We start from the raw sequence: 15,923 nt of genomic DNA, 5'->3' as shown, positions 1-15,923 counted from the left end.
TATTAAACTTCTGCGATAACCGCTTCTTTCTTTTCAACAAGATGACCTTCTGCGCCATGCATCCATTGAATAAGTTTATTTGAGAATAAAAACAGAATAATCGCTGAAACAACAGCTGCAATGGCAATACCCACAAAGATATGTAACGCACCTGCATCACCGACGTGTGAACCTATGATTCCAGCCACGTAGTTTGCTAATGCGTTAAACGCAAACCACACTCCCATTAATAACGAACACAAACGTAATGGTGCCAGTTTAGTTACCATTGATAAGCCAATTGGTGAAATACACAACTCACCTAAGGTATGGAAGAAATAGGCTCCCACTAGCCATGACATTGACGTTTTTACCGTTAAATCACCACCTTGCTGCATTGCTGCACCAATCATAAATAGGAAGCCAATTGCGAGGAATAACAATGCAAACACAAACTTTATCGGTGAGCTTGGCTCTTTTGGACCTAGTTTAATCCAAAATGCCGCAATAATCGGTGCTAGTGTAATAATGAAGAAAGGGTTTAGTGATTGGAACCAAGCCGCTGGCACTTCAAAACTGCCAATCATACGGTCAGTATATTCTTGCGTGAAAATATTCATCAGACCGCCAGCTTGTTCAAAGCCAGCCCAAAAAACAACAACAAACAAGCCAAGGAACATGATCACTTTCATACGATCCCGTTCAACTGCTGTTAATGGCTCTTTCTTACCCGATGCATTCTTAGCGGCATCACGTTTTGCTGCGGGCTCTATACCGATTTTACCCAATAGACGTTTAGCAAATACTAACTGTAAAAGTAAACTCATTAACATACCAATACCAGATGCTGCAAAACCGGCTTTCCAACCCCAGAAACTCACTGCAGTGCCTGCAATAACACCAGCAAGCAAAGATCCGAGGTTAATACCCATATAGAAAATGGTAAACGCACCATCACGACGATTATCGCCTTCAGGATAAAGATCACCGACCATGGTCGATATATTGGCTTTAAATAAACCATTACCAATAATCATCAAACCTAAGCCGCAATAAAATGCGCTCAATGCAAAAGTACCGACAACAGAGTTTGGTAGCGCAAGAGTAAATTGGGCAATGGCCATACAGATACCACCCAAAATGACGCAGCGGCGTTGGCCTAAGAAATTATCAGCAATCCAACCACCAATAAGTGGGGTTAAATAAACAAGACCTGTATATGTGGCGTATAGACTTAGGGCATCTTTGGTAGTCCAACCAAAACCGCCATTTATTGTTTTATCTGTTAAATACAATACAAGGATGGCACGCATGCCGTAATAACAAAAACGTTCCCACAATTCAGTACTAAACAACAAGAACAATCCTTTTGGATGTCCCATAAAAGTACTCATATCCCTACTCATAATTATTCCTTATTTGTAACTATTTATTCAACCTTTAAATACCCCTCAGTTATAAAGGACAACATAATATCTTTCAATAGCATGCACTCTCGATATATTACGTCATAGAGCTAACACCTTGAATAAACAAGAAACAAAAAATAGCCTCAAACAAGCTGAAACATTTTGTTACGACTATATATCAGCACAAAAAACCAATAAAACACCAATAATATGAAATTAATGACTACTATTTAATTACAAAGCAGATTAATACCGATTAATTTAAAAAAATCATTAGTCAACCCTACAGTCAGTAAGTTTTTAAAGCAAAATATTTCAAAAATAGCCACTAAATAATAACAATTACCATTATTTAGAGTTTAAAAGTAAAAAAATACCACTAAAACAAGATTAAACAACATGCATATACTATTCAATTGTAGTGTGTTTATTACTGATAAATATATTACCTCTAATGAATTTCACTCACTAGAGTAGCACCTTACTCTGATATAAGACCTAAAAGCAGAACAATGCGTAGCAATATTAAATAGATAAAATATTGCTATTAACGATATAATTACAAGCTCTTCTTATTCCACAGCGCACCGCTAACAAATAGTGCAATTTAATAACACATGCACATAGCGCATTTGAAAAATGAAAAGCATTCATTTTACTCATATAGCTATTAGTCATACTATGAACTCAAGGCAAACAGGCAGCATATTACGCCTAAGTTAGGTTTGATTTTGCAGCAATAAAAAAAGCCTACTTATTAATATAGAAAGTAATAATCAGCACCTCGATTCAACGCTTGCAAGGTTGAATGAACCGTACTCAATCATATAGCGATCAGCCATAACTGTTGATCACTGCATTCAAATTTTTAGTTAGAGGTAAGTATTATGACAATCCCAACAACTGGCATGCTTGAAGCATGGCGTGGCTTTAGTAAAGGTGAATGGCAAACTAGCGTTAATACCCGTGATTTCATTCAAACTAACTACACCCCTTATGAGGGCGATGAGTCTTTCCTTGCAGATGTAACTGATGCGACAACATCATTATGGAATGATGTTATGGAAGGCATCAAGCAAGAAAGCAGCACTCACGCACCGGTTGATTTTGATACTGACTTACCTTCAACTGTTACCTCTCATGGTGCTGGCTATATTAACCAAGATCTTGAAACAATTGTTGGTCTTCAAACTGATAAACCACTAAAACGTGCAATTATTGCCAATGGTGGTATTCGCATGGTCAAAAACTCATGTGAAGTTTACGGTCGTGAATTAGACCCAATGGTTGAAAAAATCTTTACTGATTACCGCAAAACACATAACAAAGCATGTTTTGACTTATACACTAAAGAAATTTTAGCTTGTCGTCGTTCTGGTATTATCACAGGTTTACCTGATGCTTATGGTCGTGGACGTATTATTGGTGATTACCGTCGTTTAGCACTATACGGTATTGATTTCCTTAAAGCGGATAAATTAGAACAATATAATTCGACGCAATCTTTCCTTGAGCAAGGCCAAGATTTAGAAAAAACCATGCGCCTACGTGAAGAACTTGCTGATCAAGTTCAAGCACTAGAAGACATTCGCACAATGGGTCTTGCATACGGCATTGATATGTCTATGCCAGCTAAAACAGCACAACAAGCGATTCAGTTTACCTACTTTGGTTACCTTGCTGCGGTTAAATCACAAAATGGCGCTGCAATGTCGCTTGGTCGTACATCAACATTTATTGATGTCTTTGTTGAGCGTGATATTGCTAACGGTTTAATCACCGAACAACAAGCACAAGAAATGGTTGACCATTTCATTATGAAACTGCGTATGGTGCGTTTCCTACGTACGCCTGAATATGATTCATTGTTCTCTGGTGACCCAATCTGGGCAACAGAAGCAATGGCGGGTATGGGTGTTGATGGTCGTACTTTAGTCACTAAGACCACATTCCGCTACTTGCATACATTGCATACAATGGGTCCTGCACCTGAGCCAAACATGACAATTCTTTGGTCAGAGCAACTGCCTATCGCCTTTAAGCAATACGCTGCTAAAGTATCGATTGAAACATCATCTGTTCAATACGAGAACGATGATCTAATGCGCCCAGATTTCGACAACGATGATTACGCTATCGCATGTTGTGTGAGCCCACAAATTGTTGGTAAACACATGCAGTTCTTTGGTGCACGTGCCAACCTTGCTAAAGCGCTACTGTATACCATCAATGGTGGTGTGGATGAGAAATCACAAGTACAAGTAGGCCCTCAGGTTGCAAAAATCACTGATGAAGTACTTGATTTTGATACCCTAATGCCTCGTTATGATGCCATGCTTGATTGGTTAGCGACTCAATATGTGACAGCTCTAAACATTATCCACTACTCACACGACCGTTACAGCTATGAAGCATCACTTATGGCATTAATGGATCGCGATGTACGTCGTACTATGGCATGTGGTATTGCAGGTCTTTCTGTTGTGGCAGACTCATTAGCAGCCATCAAGTTTGCTAAAGTAACACCGATTCGTGATGAAAATGGCGTTGCTATCGACTTCAACATCGAAGGTGATTACCCTAAATTTGGTAACAATGATGCACGTGTAGATGACATTGCTTGTGATCTAGTTGAACGCTTCATGAAGAAGATTCAAACTATGCACATGTACCGTGAAGCGATTCCAACCCAGTCAATTTTGACGATTACATCAAACGTTGTATACGGTAAGAAGACCGGTAATACACCAGATGGTCGTCGTGCTGGTATGCCATTTGGTCCAGGTGCTAACCCAATGCACGGTCGCGATGAAAACGGTGCGGTTGCATCACTAACATCAGTATCAAAACTACCATTTGCTTATGCGAAAGACGGTATTTCTTATACTTTCTCTATTGTTCCAAATGCATTAGGTAAAGATGAAAACACACAAAAGCAAAACCTTGCGGCATTAATGGATGGTTACTTCCATCACGAAGCTGCAGGTGCAGTAAACGGCATTGAAGGTGGTCAACACCTAAACGTGAACGTATTAAATCGTGATACATTATTAGATGCTGTTGAGCACCCAGAGAAATACCCACAGCTAACTATTCGTGTTTCTGGTTACGCAGTGCGCTTCAACTCACTGACTCGTGAACAGCAACAAGATGTGATTACACGTACATTTACTAGCAAAATATAAAGACGATAATAATAACGCTAACTACCAGCAAACAATAACAACCAAACAAAATGGCATGACTACCTAATTTTGTTTGTGATTTCAACGCCACTTAATCTGTCTCTTTCTCTTTGAAAGTATTTAAGTGGCGTTTTTTTTATCATAAAACACGCTATTTTTGATATGGAATAGACATTTTATAATTAATATATATATCAAATAATTTTACAGTGAGAATTATTTAAATTTTGTATACCATACAGGCATACAAAACCTTACTAAGAACCCAATGAGCGCTATATCCCCCAATAAAACGGTTTCACCTGCCAAAGAACCACTCTTTGCTATCAAAATTATTCCTGCAATCTTTATTATATTGTTGAGTACACTTTGTTGGCGTTATATCACTATTCCTATAGAGTTAAATATTGCTGCATTTCATACTGCGATTATTTTTATTGCAACGATTGTCGCTATTGTAACTAATGTATTGCCCACTGGTGCGGTTGCTGTTATCGGTGTTTCTGCCTATGCGTTACTCCATGCTGGTGGCGAAACATCCGCTAAAGCCGCGATCATGGCAGCGACCAGTAATTTTAATAATGTTCTGATTTGGCTAATTGTGATTGCATTTATGATTGCACGTGCCTTTGCTAAGACAGGATTAGGTAAACGAATCGCTCTCATTCTATTGAGTTGGTTTGGTCAGTCATCATTACGCATTGCTTATTGTTTAGGCATTGCTGATTTTCTTATCGCACCAGCAACACCCAGTAACACTGCTCGTTCAGCAATTATCTCCCCTATTGCCGATTCACTCGCGAAAGTCATTAATAAAGATGATCGTAAGTTGGGTCAATACCTAATTTCTTCGGTAAGTGCAATGAACGATGCTTCGGCTGTAGGTTTTCAAACAGGCTTTGCTGGTAACCTTGCTTTAGTCGGGATTGCCGCTTCGGTTGCGAATATTAATATAACATTCAGTCATTGGGCGCTTTATTTGCTAATGCCTGCTGCCATTTTACTATTAACCATCCCTTTTATTTTGTTTAAGTTTATCAATCCAGACACTAAACATACGCCACAAGCACCAGCTTATGCAAAACAAGCTTTACTGCATTTAGGTCCTGTCAGTGTTGCTGAATGGAAGCTAATCGCAGTATTTATTGGATTAATTATAATGTGGGTTGGCGGACAATCGCTGCATTTACATGCAACCACCGCGGCATTTATTGGCTTATCTGCTCTGTTGATATTAGGAGTGTTAACCTGGGATGATGTTAAATCAGAAAAAGGGGCTTGGGATACACTGATTTGGTTTGCTGTATTGATGGGAATGGCGAGCCAACTGAAGACACTCGGTTTCACTACATGGGTCGGTCATGGCGTATCAGATTTAATCAGCCAATATATGGGCCATGCAAGTCCAACCGTTATTTTAATCGTTATGATGATTTTTTATCTGATCACTGCCTACTTTTTTGCATCAGGTACCGCCAAGGTTGTTGCACTAGGTCCGGTAATCATTGGCTCATTAATCGCGTTAGGAGTTAATCCACTTATTTCAATTTTAGCGGTTGCAGGTATTACCAACATAGGTTGTAACCTCACCACCTATAGCCATGCGCGCAATCCATTGTTAATGGGTTACCAATATCATAATGATAAACAATGGATGGCAATTGGTTTGATTATCTCTGGTGGTGGCGCAATTATCTTTATGACCACAGGAATTATTTGGTGGTCTATTTTAGGCTTAATGTAATCATATAGAATACTTCGATAAATCAAATCAGCCGCTGCAAATACCACTTGCAGCGGCTGATTAATTTTAGCCTATTACTCAGGTTATTAATTTTATATAGTGGTCGGTTTATTGCGCTGTAAAGTACGAAATTCATGCTTAGCTAAATGGCTGTCCATCGAGGCACGTAACAACTTATACAATAAAATTGAGCCGTCTATTTCTTCTTTACGGTTAGTCAAACTTTCAATGTTTAATCCTAACGGAAGATCATATTCAACCACCGCATCTAAAATCTGATTAAGGCTGTTACAGCACATTTTAATAGATTCATGTAATGGGTTAGATGCATTAAGAATACGCAAACTTGTTGCTTCTGGCACACTCACGCCAAGCCACTCAATAAACTCTAATGTTTTGGCACTGCCGCATGGCGAAAACGTCAATAGAATTCGCTGTGGTTTAATACCATCTTGCTTACATTCAATCGCGTAACGCGTCAGAATATCAATGGTTGCTTGAGTGTCGTATATCGCTTGAGAAATAAAGAAATTACAGCCCTGTTGATATTTTTCTATTAAACGGGCATGTTCATTGCCTTTTTTAGCATGGCGTTCAGCTATCATTATGCCGCCAGTAAAAAAGTTATTGTTATTTTCAGCCAGTGCTTGATAAGCAGCAGATAAGGGTAACGACACCTCATTTTTAGCAGATGGACTGCCCACCAGCACAATGTCACGTACTTGGTACTCATGCCAAGCTTCATTTAACCACTCATCAAATGCATCGGTTTCTGATTGAACGACACTTTTATAAGTAATTACAGGTCGGCCAGTTTTCTTATTTAATAGTGATGAGTAATAGCGAGGGTCATGCGTTGATTTAAATGGGAATGGGCGTGGTTTTTGAGTACGCGAAACTTCATCTTGAATGTCGTAAACAATCAGACCATCAATCGCAAGATCTTTAATACGATTCACTAAACGATCTGCAATGCCCTCCACTTCCTCTAAAGGAGTGCTGGTTTTAGGTGGTGTTGTACCAATAAAATATACACCACGGGTAATATCGTTATACCGTACCCGTAGTTCTGATTGTGCTTGTGTCGTTTGATCTAGATTTACCATTAATAATCACTTCCATGTGTTGTAGTAGACGGTAAGCAAAGCCTTTATTGATATCCCGCCGACTATGACAAATACTGCTTAACAGTTGCTAAATAACACCTACAACCGCTACATCCTTGGGTTAAAACGATAACAACGTTCAACCAAATACTAATTACATTGGCAGCAAATTAGCTACTTTTTTATAAAAGATTATTTACTTGTACCTAATCAGCACGCAGAAATCAAAATATATTAGCTATATTTTCAATAATATAATCTTGCCAGCAGACTTAGTTTATCCATACTAAACACGCTGTTGAGTTATTATAGAATTAATGATCATTACTAATTAATCATGATAGTTTTCATCTACCAGCCTTCATCATCTTTAACCAAAACTGTTGCTGGCAGCGATTATAAAATGATTTTTTAGATAATGTGATTACTTCAACAGGATCAGTAATAACGTGGTAATGGATCCAACATTTCGGACAAACATTGTCATCGATAGTTACATCATCATATTCAATGATATACCTAATTGTCACACCATCAGTAAAGTCATAGTCTGTTTGCTTTCGAATAACATCAATATTGTCATCAGAATAGGAACAATCAACTGTCGAATAACAATGAATAGTTGTACCAGTGTTACCACTTTGTTGATGGTGTTCGATGGCCGCTATATATTTAAATAGTGAATGTGGCATATATGTCCATAAAAATGTAATTTATAACAAAAATAGTTGCTGGATAGCGATCCAGTTAGCAAAAATATAATGTATACTAGCGGCAACTCAATACCTATTCATCGTAAACACTACGATTTAGTGTATTGCGAGTGTAAATACAAAGGTAATGACATGAATTTAAACCAAGAGCTTCAAAATCTTAACAACCGTATGGACAAGTGCCAGCGTAAACTTGCTGCTGCTATTCAACGTGATGATAAAGTTATCATCAAGCAGTTTAAAGATGAGCTTCTTAGCCTAAACAAAAAAGCGCAAAACGTTAAACACCGTAAGTCATCAGAAGTGAGTGGCAAAAGTAAAGATATTAAATCTCTTGCTTTCAATCGCGTGTTAACTAAAGCAGAACAAGCAGATATGGGTAAACTGAAAAAATCAGTTAAAGACCTTGTCGTTGTTCACCCAATGACGGCATTAGGCCGTAGCATGGGCATTAAAGCCGTTACGGGCTACGCACCAAAAGCATTCTAATTATTGCTTAGTCACATTATTGACTAAACAATAATGGCCGAATCGGCATAAAAAGATCGTCTAATGGCGATCTTTTTTTATGTAAAAAAAACAGAAAACCTCAACATTAGCGCTCATTGGTGCTAAATATGAGGTAAAATCTATTCTTTAATTGCTACTTGGACTTACCAATGGAAAAATTAATGCCGTATATGGCAAAATTCGCGTTTGGCTTATCAATGCTCATGTTTGTCGTTGGTGGTGTTTTAGCGTTAATTGCATTGTATAACCACGTTTGATTACAACCGTAATCCGCCATCAATTTCAAGTACCCTGCCGGTGAAATAATCATTTTCAATAATGTATCTCACCGAATGGGCAATCTCGGTTGGCTCGCCCAAACGTGCTAATGGCACCATTGATAACATTTGCTCAAGCTTGTCATCATTAATTTGCATTGCCATTGGGGTATCAATAAGACCAGGCGCAATAGCGGCGACACGAATGCCGTACTGACCTAACTCTCTCGCCCAGCCAACTGCCATAGTGGTTACAGCAGCTTTAGATGCTGCATAGTTTGTTTGACCTATATTTCCGGCACGAGCAGCACTTGAAATATTAATAATAACGCCTTGGGTTTCATTCTCAATCATCCACTTAGCAGCTTCTCTGCCGCATAAGAATGTACCGGTTACATTAACATCCATCACGGTTTGGAACTGCTCTAAAGACATTTTACTGATGCCTGTTTGGCTCTTTTGCACCAATAAGCCATCATCAAGGATCCCTGCATTATTAATCAGCACATCAATATGCTCAAAATCTTCAATAATATTCAAAAAAGCCTGTTCTACTTCAGCTTCATTAGTGACATCAGCCTCATAAATTCGTGCCATGCTATTGAGCATATGGCATTGATCTTGTGTTTTCCGTAACCCTGCCGTATTCACATCAATTAAAGCAAGTTGTGCTCCCATCTGCGCAAGCGTCACAGCCATCATTTGACCTAGCCCTTGACCGGCTCCTGTAATGACAACAACACTATTATCAATGTTCACGTTAATTTGCTCCTAAACTTGTTTATAAAATATTCTAAAGACACTGATTAACATTACTAACGACAAAAACAGAGAAAACACAACACCGTTTAATTCTGATTATAATTAGACTAAATCAGCTAATGGATTTTGTTGCTGGTGCCATAAAGGTGTAAATAAACAATCGACAAGACGTGTATCTACGTCCGAAAGCGTTTTATATAACCACTTAGGCTGATTATCTTTCTCTATAAGTCGTGCTCTAACACCTTCTTTAAATTCTCCCAACAAACCACAGCGAACAGACAGTGATAACTCCATTAAAAAACAGTCAGCCAAACTGGCTTGTTGATAGTGCTGCATTTGATGGAAACAAATATGGGCAGATAGTGGACTGCCTTCAATCAATGTTTGTTTCGCATTTTCAAGCCAAGATCCCATGCCAGAAATAGCCTCAATTTGTCCATAAACAATATCAAGTGTTGGCGCAACACACGCTGCTTGAATTTGAGGGAAATATGGGATCATTTGACTTGGCGGGCGTTGTCTTTCTGAATCCGTTGCTATAGCTGTCAATATTTCACTAACAACAGCGCTAACACCGTCTTGTGCAATATTCTGCCAAGGATAATGTTTTAGCTGCTTAATTAAACGTTCACGATCTTTATCCACAATAAGATGATCTGCCATCGCAAGATCTAACGCATCACTGGCATTAACATCGGCTCCTGTTAGACCAAGAAACAAGCCAATCCCAGCAGGCAACTGATTTAAAAACCATGTCGCACCAACATCAGGATAAAGACCAATCTTCATTTCTGGCATCGCAAGGGAAGCTGAAGGCGTCACAACTCGATGACTCGCTCCAATAAATAATCCTAGTCCGCCTCCCATAATTAAGCCATTTCCCCAAGCAATAATAGGCTTAGGATAATGATGAATTAAATAATCACAGCTATATTCAAGCGTAAAATAATCAATTAAAAATGGTTTAGCTAAATAACTTTGTTCAGTATTAGTTTGATGAATATAATCATCCATTGTCGCAGCAACACTCTGATTAATAGCTGTTACTGCAGGATCATTTTCTAATGCATAATAAAGCGCGCGAATATCAGCACCAGAACAAAACGCCTTTTCACCAACAGCTTGAATAATGACACTCACTATATTTTCATCATGTTGCCAATGTAATAGCTGCTGCTGAATCGTTTTTAGCATCGTCAAGGTTAATGCATTGAGTGATGATGTATTATCTAACTCCAATACACCTATTGCATGCCCACTACCACAACGAATTTCAAGTATATTTACTGTTCCAGTCATCCATAAACCTCTCGATAAGAATCCATTTATTTAGCAATAATATGCTCTTTATAGCCTCTCGCTTACTGATTGTTAACAAAAAGTGTTGAAAACAGAGTTTCCATTTTTATAACAATGACATTGATTACTAACATATCACTTCTATAAATCTATCATGATACATATTAACAATCACTATCATGCCGAAGACGAACCTCTGCCTCAAGCTCAGTTACTGCATCCCATAACGATTTTTCACGTATTCGTTGACGCTCTAAATTAGTATTAATACCCTCAATAATATTTTGCTCCATCGGGCCTAAATAATTATCTGCAGTATCAGCAATAATAACGCGAAACTCTTCCATCGTAGGTAAACGATTATTTGACTCTTCAAAATCATCAAAGATAGCATTCACTTTTCCTGACATTTCTTGTTTGATCTTTTTAAATTCTGAATTATCCATATCACCCTCCAACAAATTCACAATAATGATAGTCAAAAATGATGTTTAAAAAGCGATTGTTCTGTCTTATTTATTGTATTAACCTCTCAAAAACAAACTGCAAATATAAAATATTATTCTTATCAATTAACACAATAAATATAACAATATTCATCTACACTGTAGCTAATAATCGTTAATTTATTAATCAGTATAGTTGTCATACATGATATAAAAATTAAAATTCAGCGACAAAAGTAAGGATATAAGACTGCATTGAATACTTTTAATAACATTATCCTCTCTTACCTTTGTTTGCCATTATGCTTTTGCTATACGGCGACTATTGATGCAGCAACAATTACTCAACAAGACACCGGTACTCCTGAATATCCCCATCAAAGTGATACCGTAATTAATGACTTATCGCATCCCCTACCAACTGACAATAACAATGCTGACAACAGCTCACAAACGATGCAGCAATGGGTAGATAGTTCCCAACAATCCATTTGTGACTCAGTACATGATATTGGAAAGTATATCGATCACAGTCTAACCAAAGAAGATGATCGAGCTAAACTAACCAACCGCAGCTACCTACGTATTCGTCATCGATCAGTTTACTCACATCGAGGAAAACTAGAAAATGACTTCAAGGTCTACTTTAAGCTCGATTTACCGCATGTTAAACGTGATTGGAAATTGATCCTCGACTCAGAACCAAGTGATTACGATAGTCTTGAAAGTAAACAGCGTGGTATTGCAGCTGGTAGTAAAACTCAAACAGGCGATACAATTGGCGGATTTAGGTTACAAGATGCACGGTTTGGCAACTGGACATCTGATTTTGATATTGGTATCAAAATAAAACTCCCGCTTGATCCTTTTACCAAAGCTCGCCTGTCTCGTGTTGATAGCATTAGTCAAAATTGGACCACCCAATTTGACCAAGAGGTCTTCTATTATCATTCAAAAGGGCTTGGTACACTTACTCAAATGAGTGGCTTTTATGCTCTAACACCTAATAAAAAAAACATTTTTAGAACCACAACCAGTGCGCAATATTTACAACAAGATGATAAATGGGAACTAGTACAACAATTCAATATTTATCAACGTGCAACTGATAAAGATTTATTTGAATATTCAATGGGAATAAGTGCAGATACCGATGAAATAAAAGAAGTGACTAACTATTGGATTTCCGCAGAATGGAAACGTCGAGTATATAAAAACTGGCTTTATCTTGCAGCTCGGCCACAACTTGAATTTCCACGCGATTACAATTATCACGCGAATCTTGGCATTATGCTTGAGCTTGAAATGTTCTTCTCTAAAAACCGTAAAATTGATGAATTAGGCCGTTATATTCCAAAACCGGTAAAGCAACGGACCCAAACTCATCAATAATACATAATATCCTAAGACATAACGTTTACGAGACGTTATGTCTTAACAATACATCCATTGCCACTTAGGTTACTTTTGTTGATGTGAAATTGGCATTGTATCGTTGATTTTTACTGGCCCTAAACCAATAACACAACGCTTATAGCCTTGCTTCCAACCTTCGACATACCGCATTTTCTCAACGCCTCTCATGTCATCAAGGATCATTTTTGACGGCTGCCACTGATTATTCAAAGCATCTTTACAACCATCATTATAACCATGCTGAATAAATTGTTCAGTGAGGGTTAGTGGCTTGGTGATTTGGATTGACGTCGTTTTTTGCGCTGGTGTTGTAGAAGGTGTCGAGGTTAAAGATGCTGTACTACACCCCGATAAAAGTGCAACTACACCAACCATCATTAATGAGTAACGCATACCTTTCCTTAAACATAAATTTCAATAATTAAGGTTAAGCATACTCTTATATCGCTTAATGGAATATTAATATTGGTTGTGACACGCTGCCACAACCAATTTGACTCATATCAAGCGCGAGCTCTACGCTATTTTTACTTTATCGACAATAAGGTTATTTACCCACATCATCACAAATAAAACTATCAATGTGCCGATAAACGTTGTCACTCCGTACTGTAAAGATAGCGTACTAAGATCAGTCAAGGTTGATGAAATCAATGTGCCTGAAGAAAACTCTGATAACACAATCATATTAATCACACTTAAACCTGAAAATAAGCTCAGCATGCACAATGTCATCATTGATTGTCTTTTAATGGTAAATAGCTTGTTGCTACGGCTACCTTCATACAACAGTTTTTGCCCTAAAGAATACGATACAAACAATAATAAGGTGCTATATCCAAGCGAAAACATAAAAATAGAAATCGGATACAACGCTTTACTTGAGCCTAATAAAAAAACAAATTTTGCCGCTTCTAAGGCACTGAAAAAAACAATTGCCGCGAGAGTGTAAAAGACTGCTCCACGAATAAGTCGATCTTTGTTCATTTTAATAACCCTACCAAAACATCACTATAAGACAGGTTGACTAAATGCGTTAATTTGGTCTAACCACCCTCGCCTCATTACCGTTACAAAAAAGCGCCGAATCATCAGCGCCTTGTTAAACATTATCACAATCTTATCGATTAGGTGCGGTATAACACTTTGATAATATGGTAACCGAATTTAGTCTTAACTGGGCCGATTGGCTCTAGCACTTTACCGCTAAATACCGCTTTATCAAACGCTGGCACCATCGCGCCTTTTTTAAATTCACCTAAATCACCACCTCTTTTACCTGATGGGCAAGTTGAATACTTTTTAGCAAGCGTCTGAAATTTAGCACCTTTTTTAAGCTGCGCAAGGATATCGTCTGCTTGTTCTTTATGTTTTACTAAAATATGGAGTGCTGCTGCTGTTGAAGCCATGCTAATCAACCTATTATCGCTATACTATGAAGGTTTAACTTATGCGGGGATTATCGCATTAGTTATTATAAAACGCTAATGGCGAGCGTTATATTGTAACTGTTACTGAAAGCATAACGAGCCCTAACCACTTCATTATAATCAATTAGTTAATAACCTAGTGACAGCATAAGATATCCTAATTCTATTCTCATGTTAAAAGTTAGCAGATAGTTCATTAACGCAGTTAAGATACGACAGAATCGCTTGGTGATCACAAATGAGTTAGCTGAATAACTAACTCACTTGTGGACACAGATTCAACGATGGAATGAAAAGTTTCAAGCACTAAATCACTTTTGAATGCTTTTTAGATATTTGTCACCTCATGAGTAGAAATGATTACGGTCTATCATGTCCTCTAAATGGATCAGCTCTGTATTCATACCCTGTAAGGGTAATGTATGTCAGTGGTTTTGCTGCCTCTTAGCTTTATCGATCAATCTCTTAGGGCTAATTTTTATTGGTCCCCATTCAATATCGCCAATTTTTATTGCGCCTCCGAAAAGCTCAAACTCATCATCACCTTGAATACTTTCAATCAACAATAGTTGGTTTTTTTGCATGTTAACCGTGTTCTGTAGTGATTGAATTGTTGCATTTTTAGCTCAATAAACGCAATTTTCATTTCTAATTGACTCTTGAAATGATTAACTTGAGATTGCAATGTGGTAATCATGACCCGTTGCTCAACGGATAGAGATTGAGTAGGTGCCGGCAAGAACTCTGCGTATGGTAGAGCAATATATTGAGAGAAAAGAGCTTCTATCTCATGGAACATTTTCTCTGTATGTTCAGATGAAATGACAACTTGTGTTTCATCCCCTTCATGATTTACTGAGATCAAGGCATTTATACCAAAATTTTCCAGGAACTCCCCAAACCAAATTAGATATTGAGAGCAGATATTTTGGTATTCTTTGGGGAATTTGAATGTTTTTAATAAAAATGAATTTTGGTACTCTTTTCTAAGAGTCTTTAAAGTAGATTCATAACACTTTAAATAACAAGTTTTCATTTCTAAAAGTTGATCACTGATAAGAAGATCATCTTGAAGATTTAGACTCGTGTTAAGTGTAATTTGAGGTATGCCATCTACCCAACCTTCCAAATCATAATTTACATCACCGTACCAAGCTGCGATTGGGGATCTCGACTCACTTATTATATCGCAAAACCTTTCTACAAATACTGAGGGGGAAAACACTTCCGCCCAAGCAAAATAAGAAAAAACACTTTCAAAACAAGCCCTTGAAACATCCTTATCTAACCGCAGTCGCACCATATCTATGGAAGGAATATCCTCATCAATGGAAGGTTCTTCATATGTAATCTCTAAAGGCGTTGGAACTTCGATGTCCTTCAACTTAGAACTAGTGAACCGATCAAAATTCTCTTTGCTAATAAAATCTAAGTGATAAAGAACTATACTATCAGATGATTCCTCAATAATTGATTCGTCAGCAAACATCACTTTAGCGCCCATCAATACTTCAACCTGATCACCATTAAAGCGGTAGCTAATCTCCATATTTTTCTCTACTTAACTTTTAAATTCCATTATTATTTATAAATCGTCGTATCTAATGATAAGCATAGGACTGCCACATCTTTACTTTGAAAATTCAACCCGCTGAAAGTAGATT

At 37.7% G+C, this 15,923-nt stretch carries 16 protein-coding genes; 5 read left to right on the top strand and 11 right to left on the bottom strand.

Features of this window, described 5'->3' with window-relative positions:
* Window positions 1–2: 2 nt before the first annotated feature.
* Window positions 3–1,385 carry a peptide MFS transporter gene (locus tag PAND9192_RS06825; protein ID WP_087853126.1) on the bottom strand — a complete coding sequence of 461 codons (1,383 nt, stop codon included), beginning with the start codon at window positions 1,383–1,385 and terminating at the stop codon, window positions 3–5.
* A gap of 890 nt (window positions 1,386–2,275) precedes the next feature.
* On the opposite strand from PAND9192_RS06825, the gene pflB reads away from it, so the two are divergent.
* Window positions 2,276–4,573 carry a formate C-acetyltransferase gene (gene pflB / locus PAND9192_RS06820; protein ID WP_087853125.1) on the top strand — a complete coding sequence of 766 codons (2,298 nt, stop codon included), beginning with the start codon at window positions 2,276–2,278 and terminating at the stop codon, window positions 4,571–4,573.
* A gap of 268 nt (window positions 4,574–4,841) precedes the next feature.
* Complete coding sequence (locus PAND9192_RS06815) at window positions 4,842–6,317, top strand: DASS family sodium-coupled anion symporter (protein WP_087853124.1); 1,476 nt, start codon at window positions 4,842–4,844, stop codon at window positions 6,315–6,317.
* Between the two features lie 92 nt (window positions 6,318–6,409).
* On the opposite strand, the gene PAND9192_RS06810 is transcribed toward PAND9192_RS06815, so the two are convergent.
* Window positions 6,410–7,423, bottom strand: coding sequence for a methylenetetrahydrofolate reductase (locus PAND9192_RS06810; protein ID WP_087853123.1), 1,014 nt, complete (start codon window positions 7,421–7,423; stop codon window positions 6,410–6,412).
* 347 nt (window positions 7,424–7,770) lie between these two features.
* Window positions 7,771–8,115: a hypothetical protein gene (locus tag PAND9192_RS06805; RefSeq protein ID WP_087853122.1), complete on the bottom strand. Its 345-nt coding sequence runs from the start codon at window positions 8,113–8,115 to the stop codon at window positions 7,771–7,773.
* A gap of 153 nt (window positions 8,116–8,268) precedes the next feature.
* Between PAND9192_RS06805 and PAND9192_RS06800 the strand changes: the two genes are divergently transcribed.
* Both PAND9192_RS06800 and PAND9192_RS06795 read left to right on the top strand, forming a co-directional pair.
* Window positions 8,269–8,625 carry a YibL family ribosome-associated protein gene (locus PAND9192_RS06800; RefSeq protein WP_087853121.1) on the top strand — a complete coding sequence of 119 codons (357 nt, stop codon included), beginning with the start codon at window positions 8,269–8,271 and terminating at the stop codon, window positions 8,623–8,625.
* Window positions 8,626–8,795: 170 nt separating this feature from the next.
* Window positions 8,796–8,903, top strand: coding sequence for a 3-ketoacyl-ACP reductase (locus PAND9192_RS06795; protein WP_087853120.1), 108 nt, complete (start codon window positions 8,796–8,798; stop codon window positions 8,901–8,903).
* Here PAND9192_RS06795 and PAND9192_RS06790 read toward each other — a convergent pair whose 3' ends face one another.
* The 3 genes from PAND9192_RS06790 to PAND9192_RS06780 form a co-directional block, all read right to left on the bottom strand.
* The gene (locus PAND9192_RS06790; RefSeq protein WP_087853119.1) at window positions 8,904–9,662 is read right to left on the bottom strand and encodes an SDR family oxidoreductase; all 759 of its coding nucleotides are present in this window, start codon (window positions 9,660–9,662) and stop codon (window positions 8,904–8,906) included. It abuts the gene before it with no gap.
* Window positions 9,663–9,767: 105 nt separating this feature from the next.
* The gene (locus PAND9192_RS06785) at window positions 9,768–10,967 is read right to left on the bottom strand and encodes an enoyl-CoA hydratase/isomerase family protein (RefSeq protein ID WP_087853118.1); all 1,200 of its coding nucleotides are present in this window, start codon (window positions 10,965–10,967) and stop codon (window positions 9,768–9,770) included.
* 164 nt (window positions 10,968–11,131) lie between these two features.
* Window positions 11,132–11,413: a hypothetical protein gene (locus PAND9192_RS06780; RefSeq protein WP_087853117.1), complete on the bottom strand. Its 282-nt coding sequence runs from the start codon at window positions 11,411–11,413 to the stop codon at window positions 11,132–11,134.
* Window positions 11,414–11,668: 255 nt separating this feature from the next.
* Here PAND9192_RS06780 and PAND9192_RS06775 point away from each other — a divergent pair, with 255 nt between their 5' ends.
* Complete coding sequence (locus tag PAND9192_RS06775; RefSeq protein ID WP_200817787.1) at window positions 11,669–12,805, top strand: hypothetical protein; 1,137 nt, start codon at window positions 11,669–11,671, stop codon at window positions 12,803–12,805.
* A gap of 69 nt (window positions 12,806–12,874) precedes the next feature.
* On the opposite strand, the gene PAND9192_RS06770 is transcribed toward PAND9192_RS06775, so the two are convergent.
* The 5 genes from PAND9192_RS06770 to PAND9192_RS06755 form a co-directional block, all read right to left on the bottom strand.
* Window positions 12,875–13,222 carry a hypothetical protein gene (locus PAND9192_RS06770; protein WP_087853116.1) on the bottom strand — a complete coding sequence of 116 codons (348 nt, stop codon included), beginning with the start codon at window positions 13,220–13,222 and terminating at the stop codon, window positions 12,875–12,877.
* Window positions 13,223–13,345: 123 nt separating this feature from the next.
* Entirely contained in the window at window positions 13,346–13,816 is a 471-nt protein-coding gene (locus PAND9192_RS06765) for a hypothetical protein (protein WP_087853115.1), read from the bottom strand.
* Between the two features lie 140 nt (window positions 13,817–13,956).
* Window positions 13,957–14,238: a peptidylprolyl isomerase PpiC gene (gene ppiC / locus PAND9192_RS06760; RefSeq protein WP_060997947.1), complete on the bottom strand. Its 282-nt coding sequence runs from the start codon at window positions 14,236–14,238 to the stop codon at window positions 13,957–13,959.
* Window positions 14,239–14,684: 446 nt separating this feature from the next.
* Window positions 14,685–14,843: a hypothetical protein gene (locus tag PAND9192_RS20645; RefSeq protein WP_159458219.1), complete on the bottom strand. Its 159-nt coding sequence runs from the start codon at window positions 14,841–14,843 to the stop codon at window positions 14,685–14,687.
* Window positions 14,819–15,808, bottom strand: coding sequence for a hypothetical protein (locus PAND9192_RS06755; protein WP_087853114.1), 990 nt, complete (start codon window positions 15,806–15,808; stop codon window positions 14,819–14,821). The genes PAND9192_RS20645 and PAND9192_RS06755 overlap by 25 nt, the downstream gene beginning before the upstream one ends.
* Window positions 15,809–15,923: the final 115 nt, after the last annotated feature.

Source organism: Photobacterium andalusiense, assembly GCF_900185625.1.
Lineage (GTDB): Bacteria > Pseudomonadota > Gammaproteobacteria > Enterobacterales > Vibrionaceae > Photobacterium > Photobacterium aquimaris.
The sequence above is the reverse complement of the archived record's forward strand: the minus strand, read 5'-3'. Positions and strand labels throughout refer to the sequence as shown.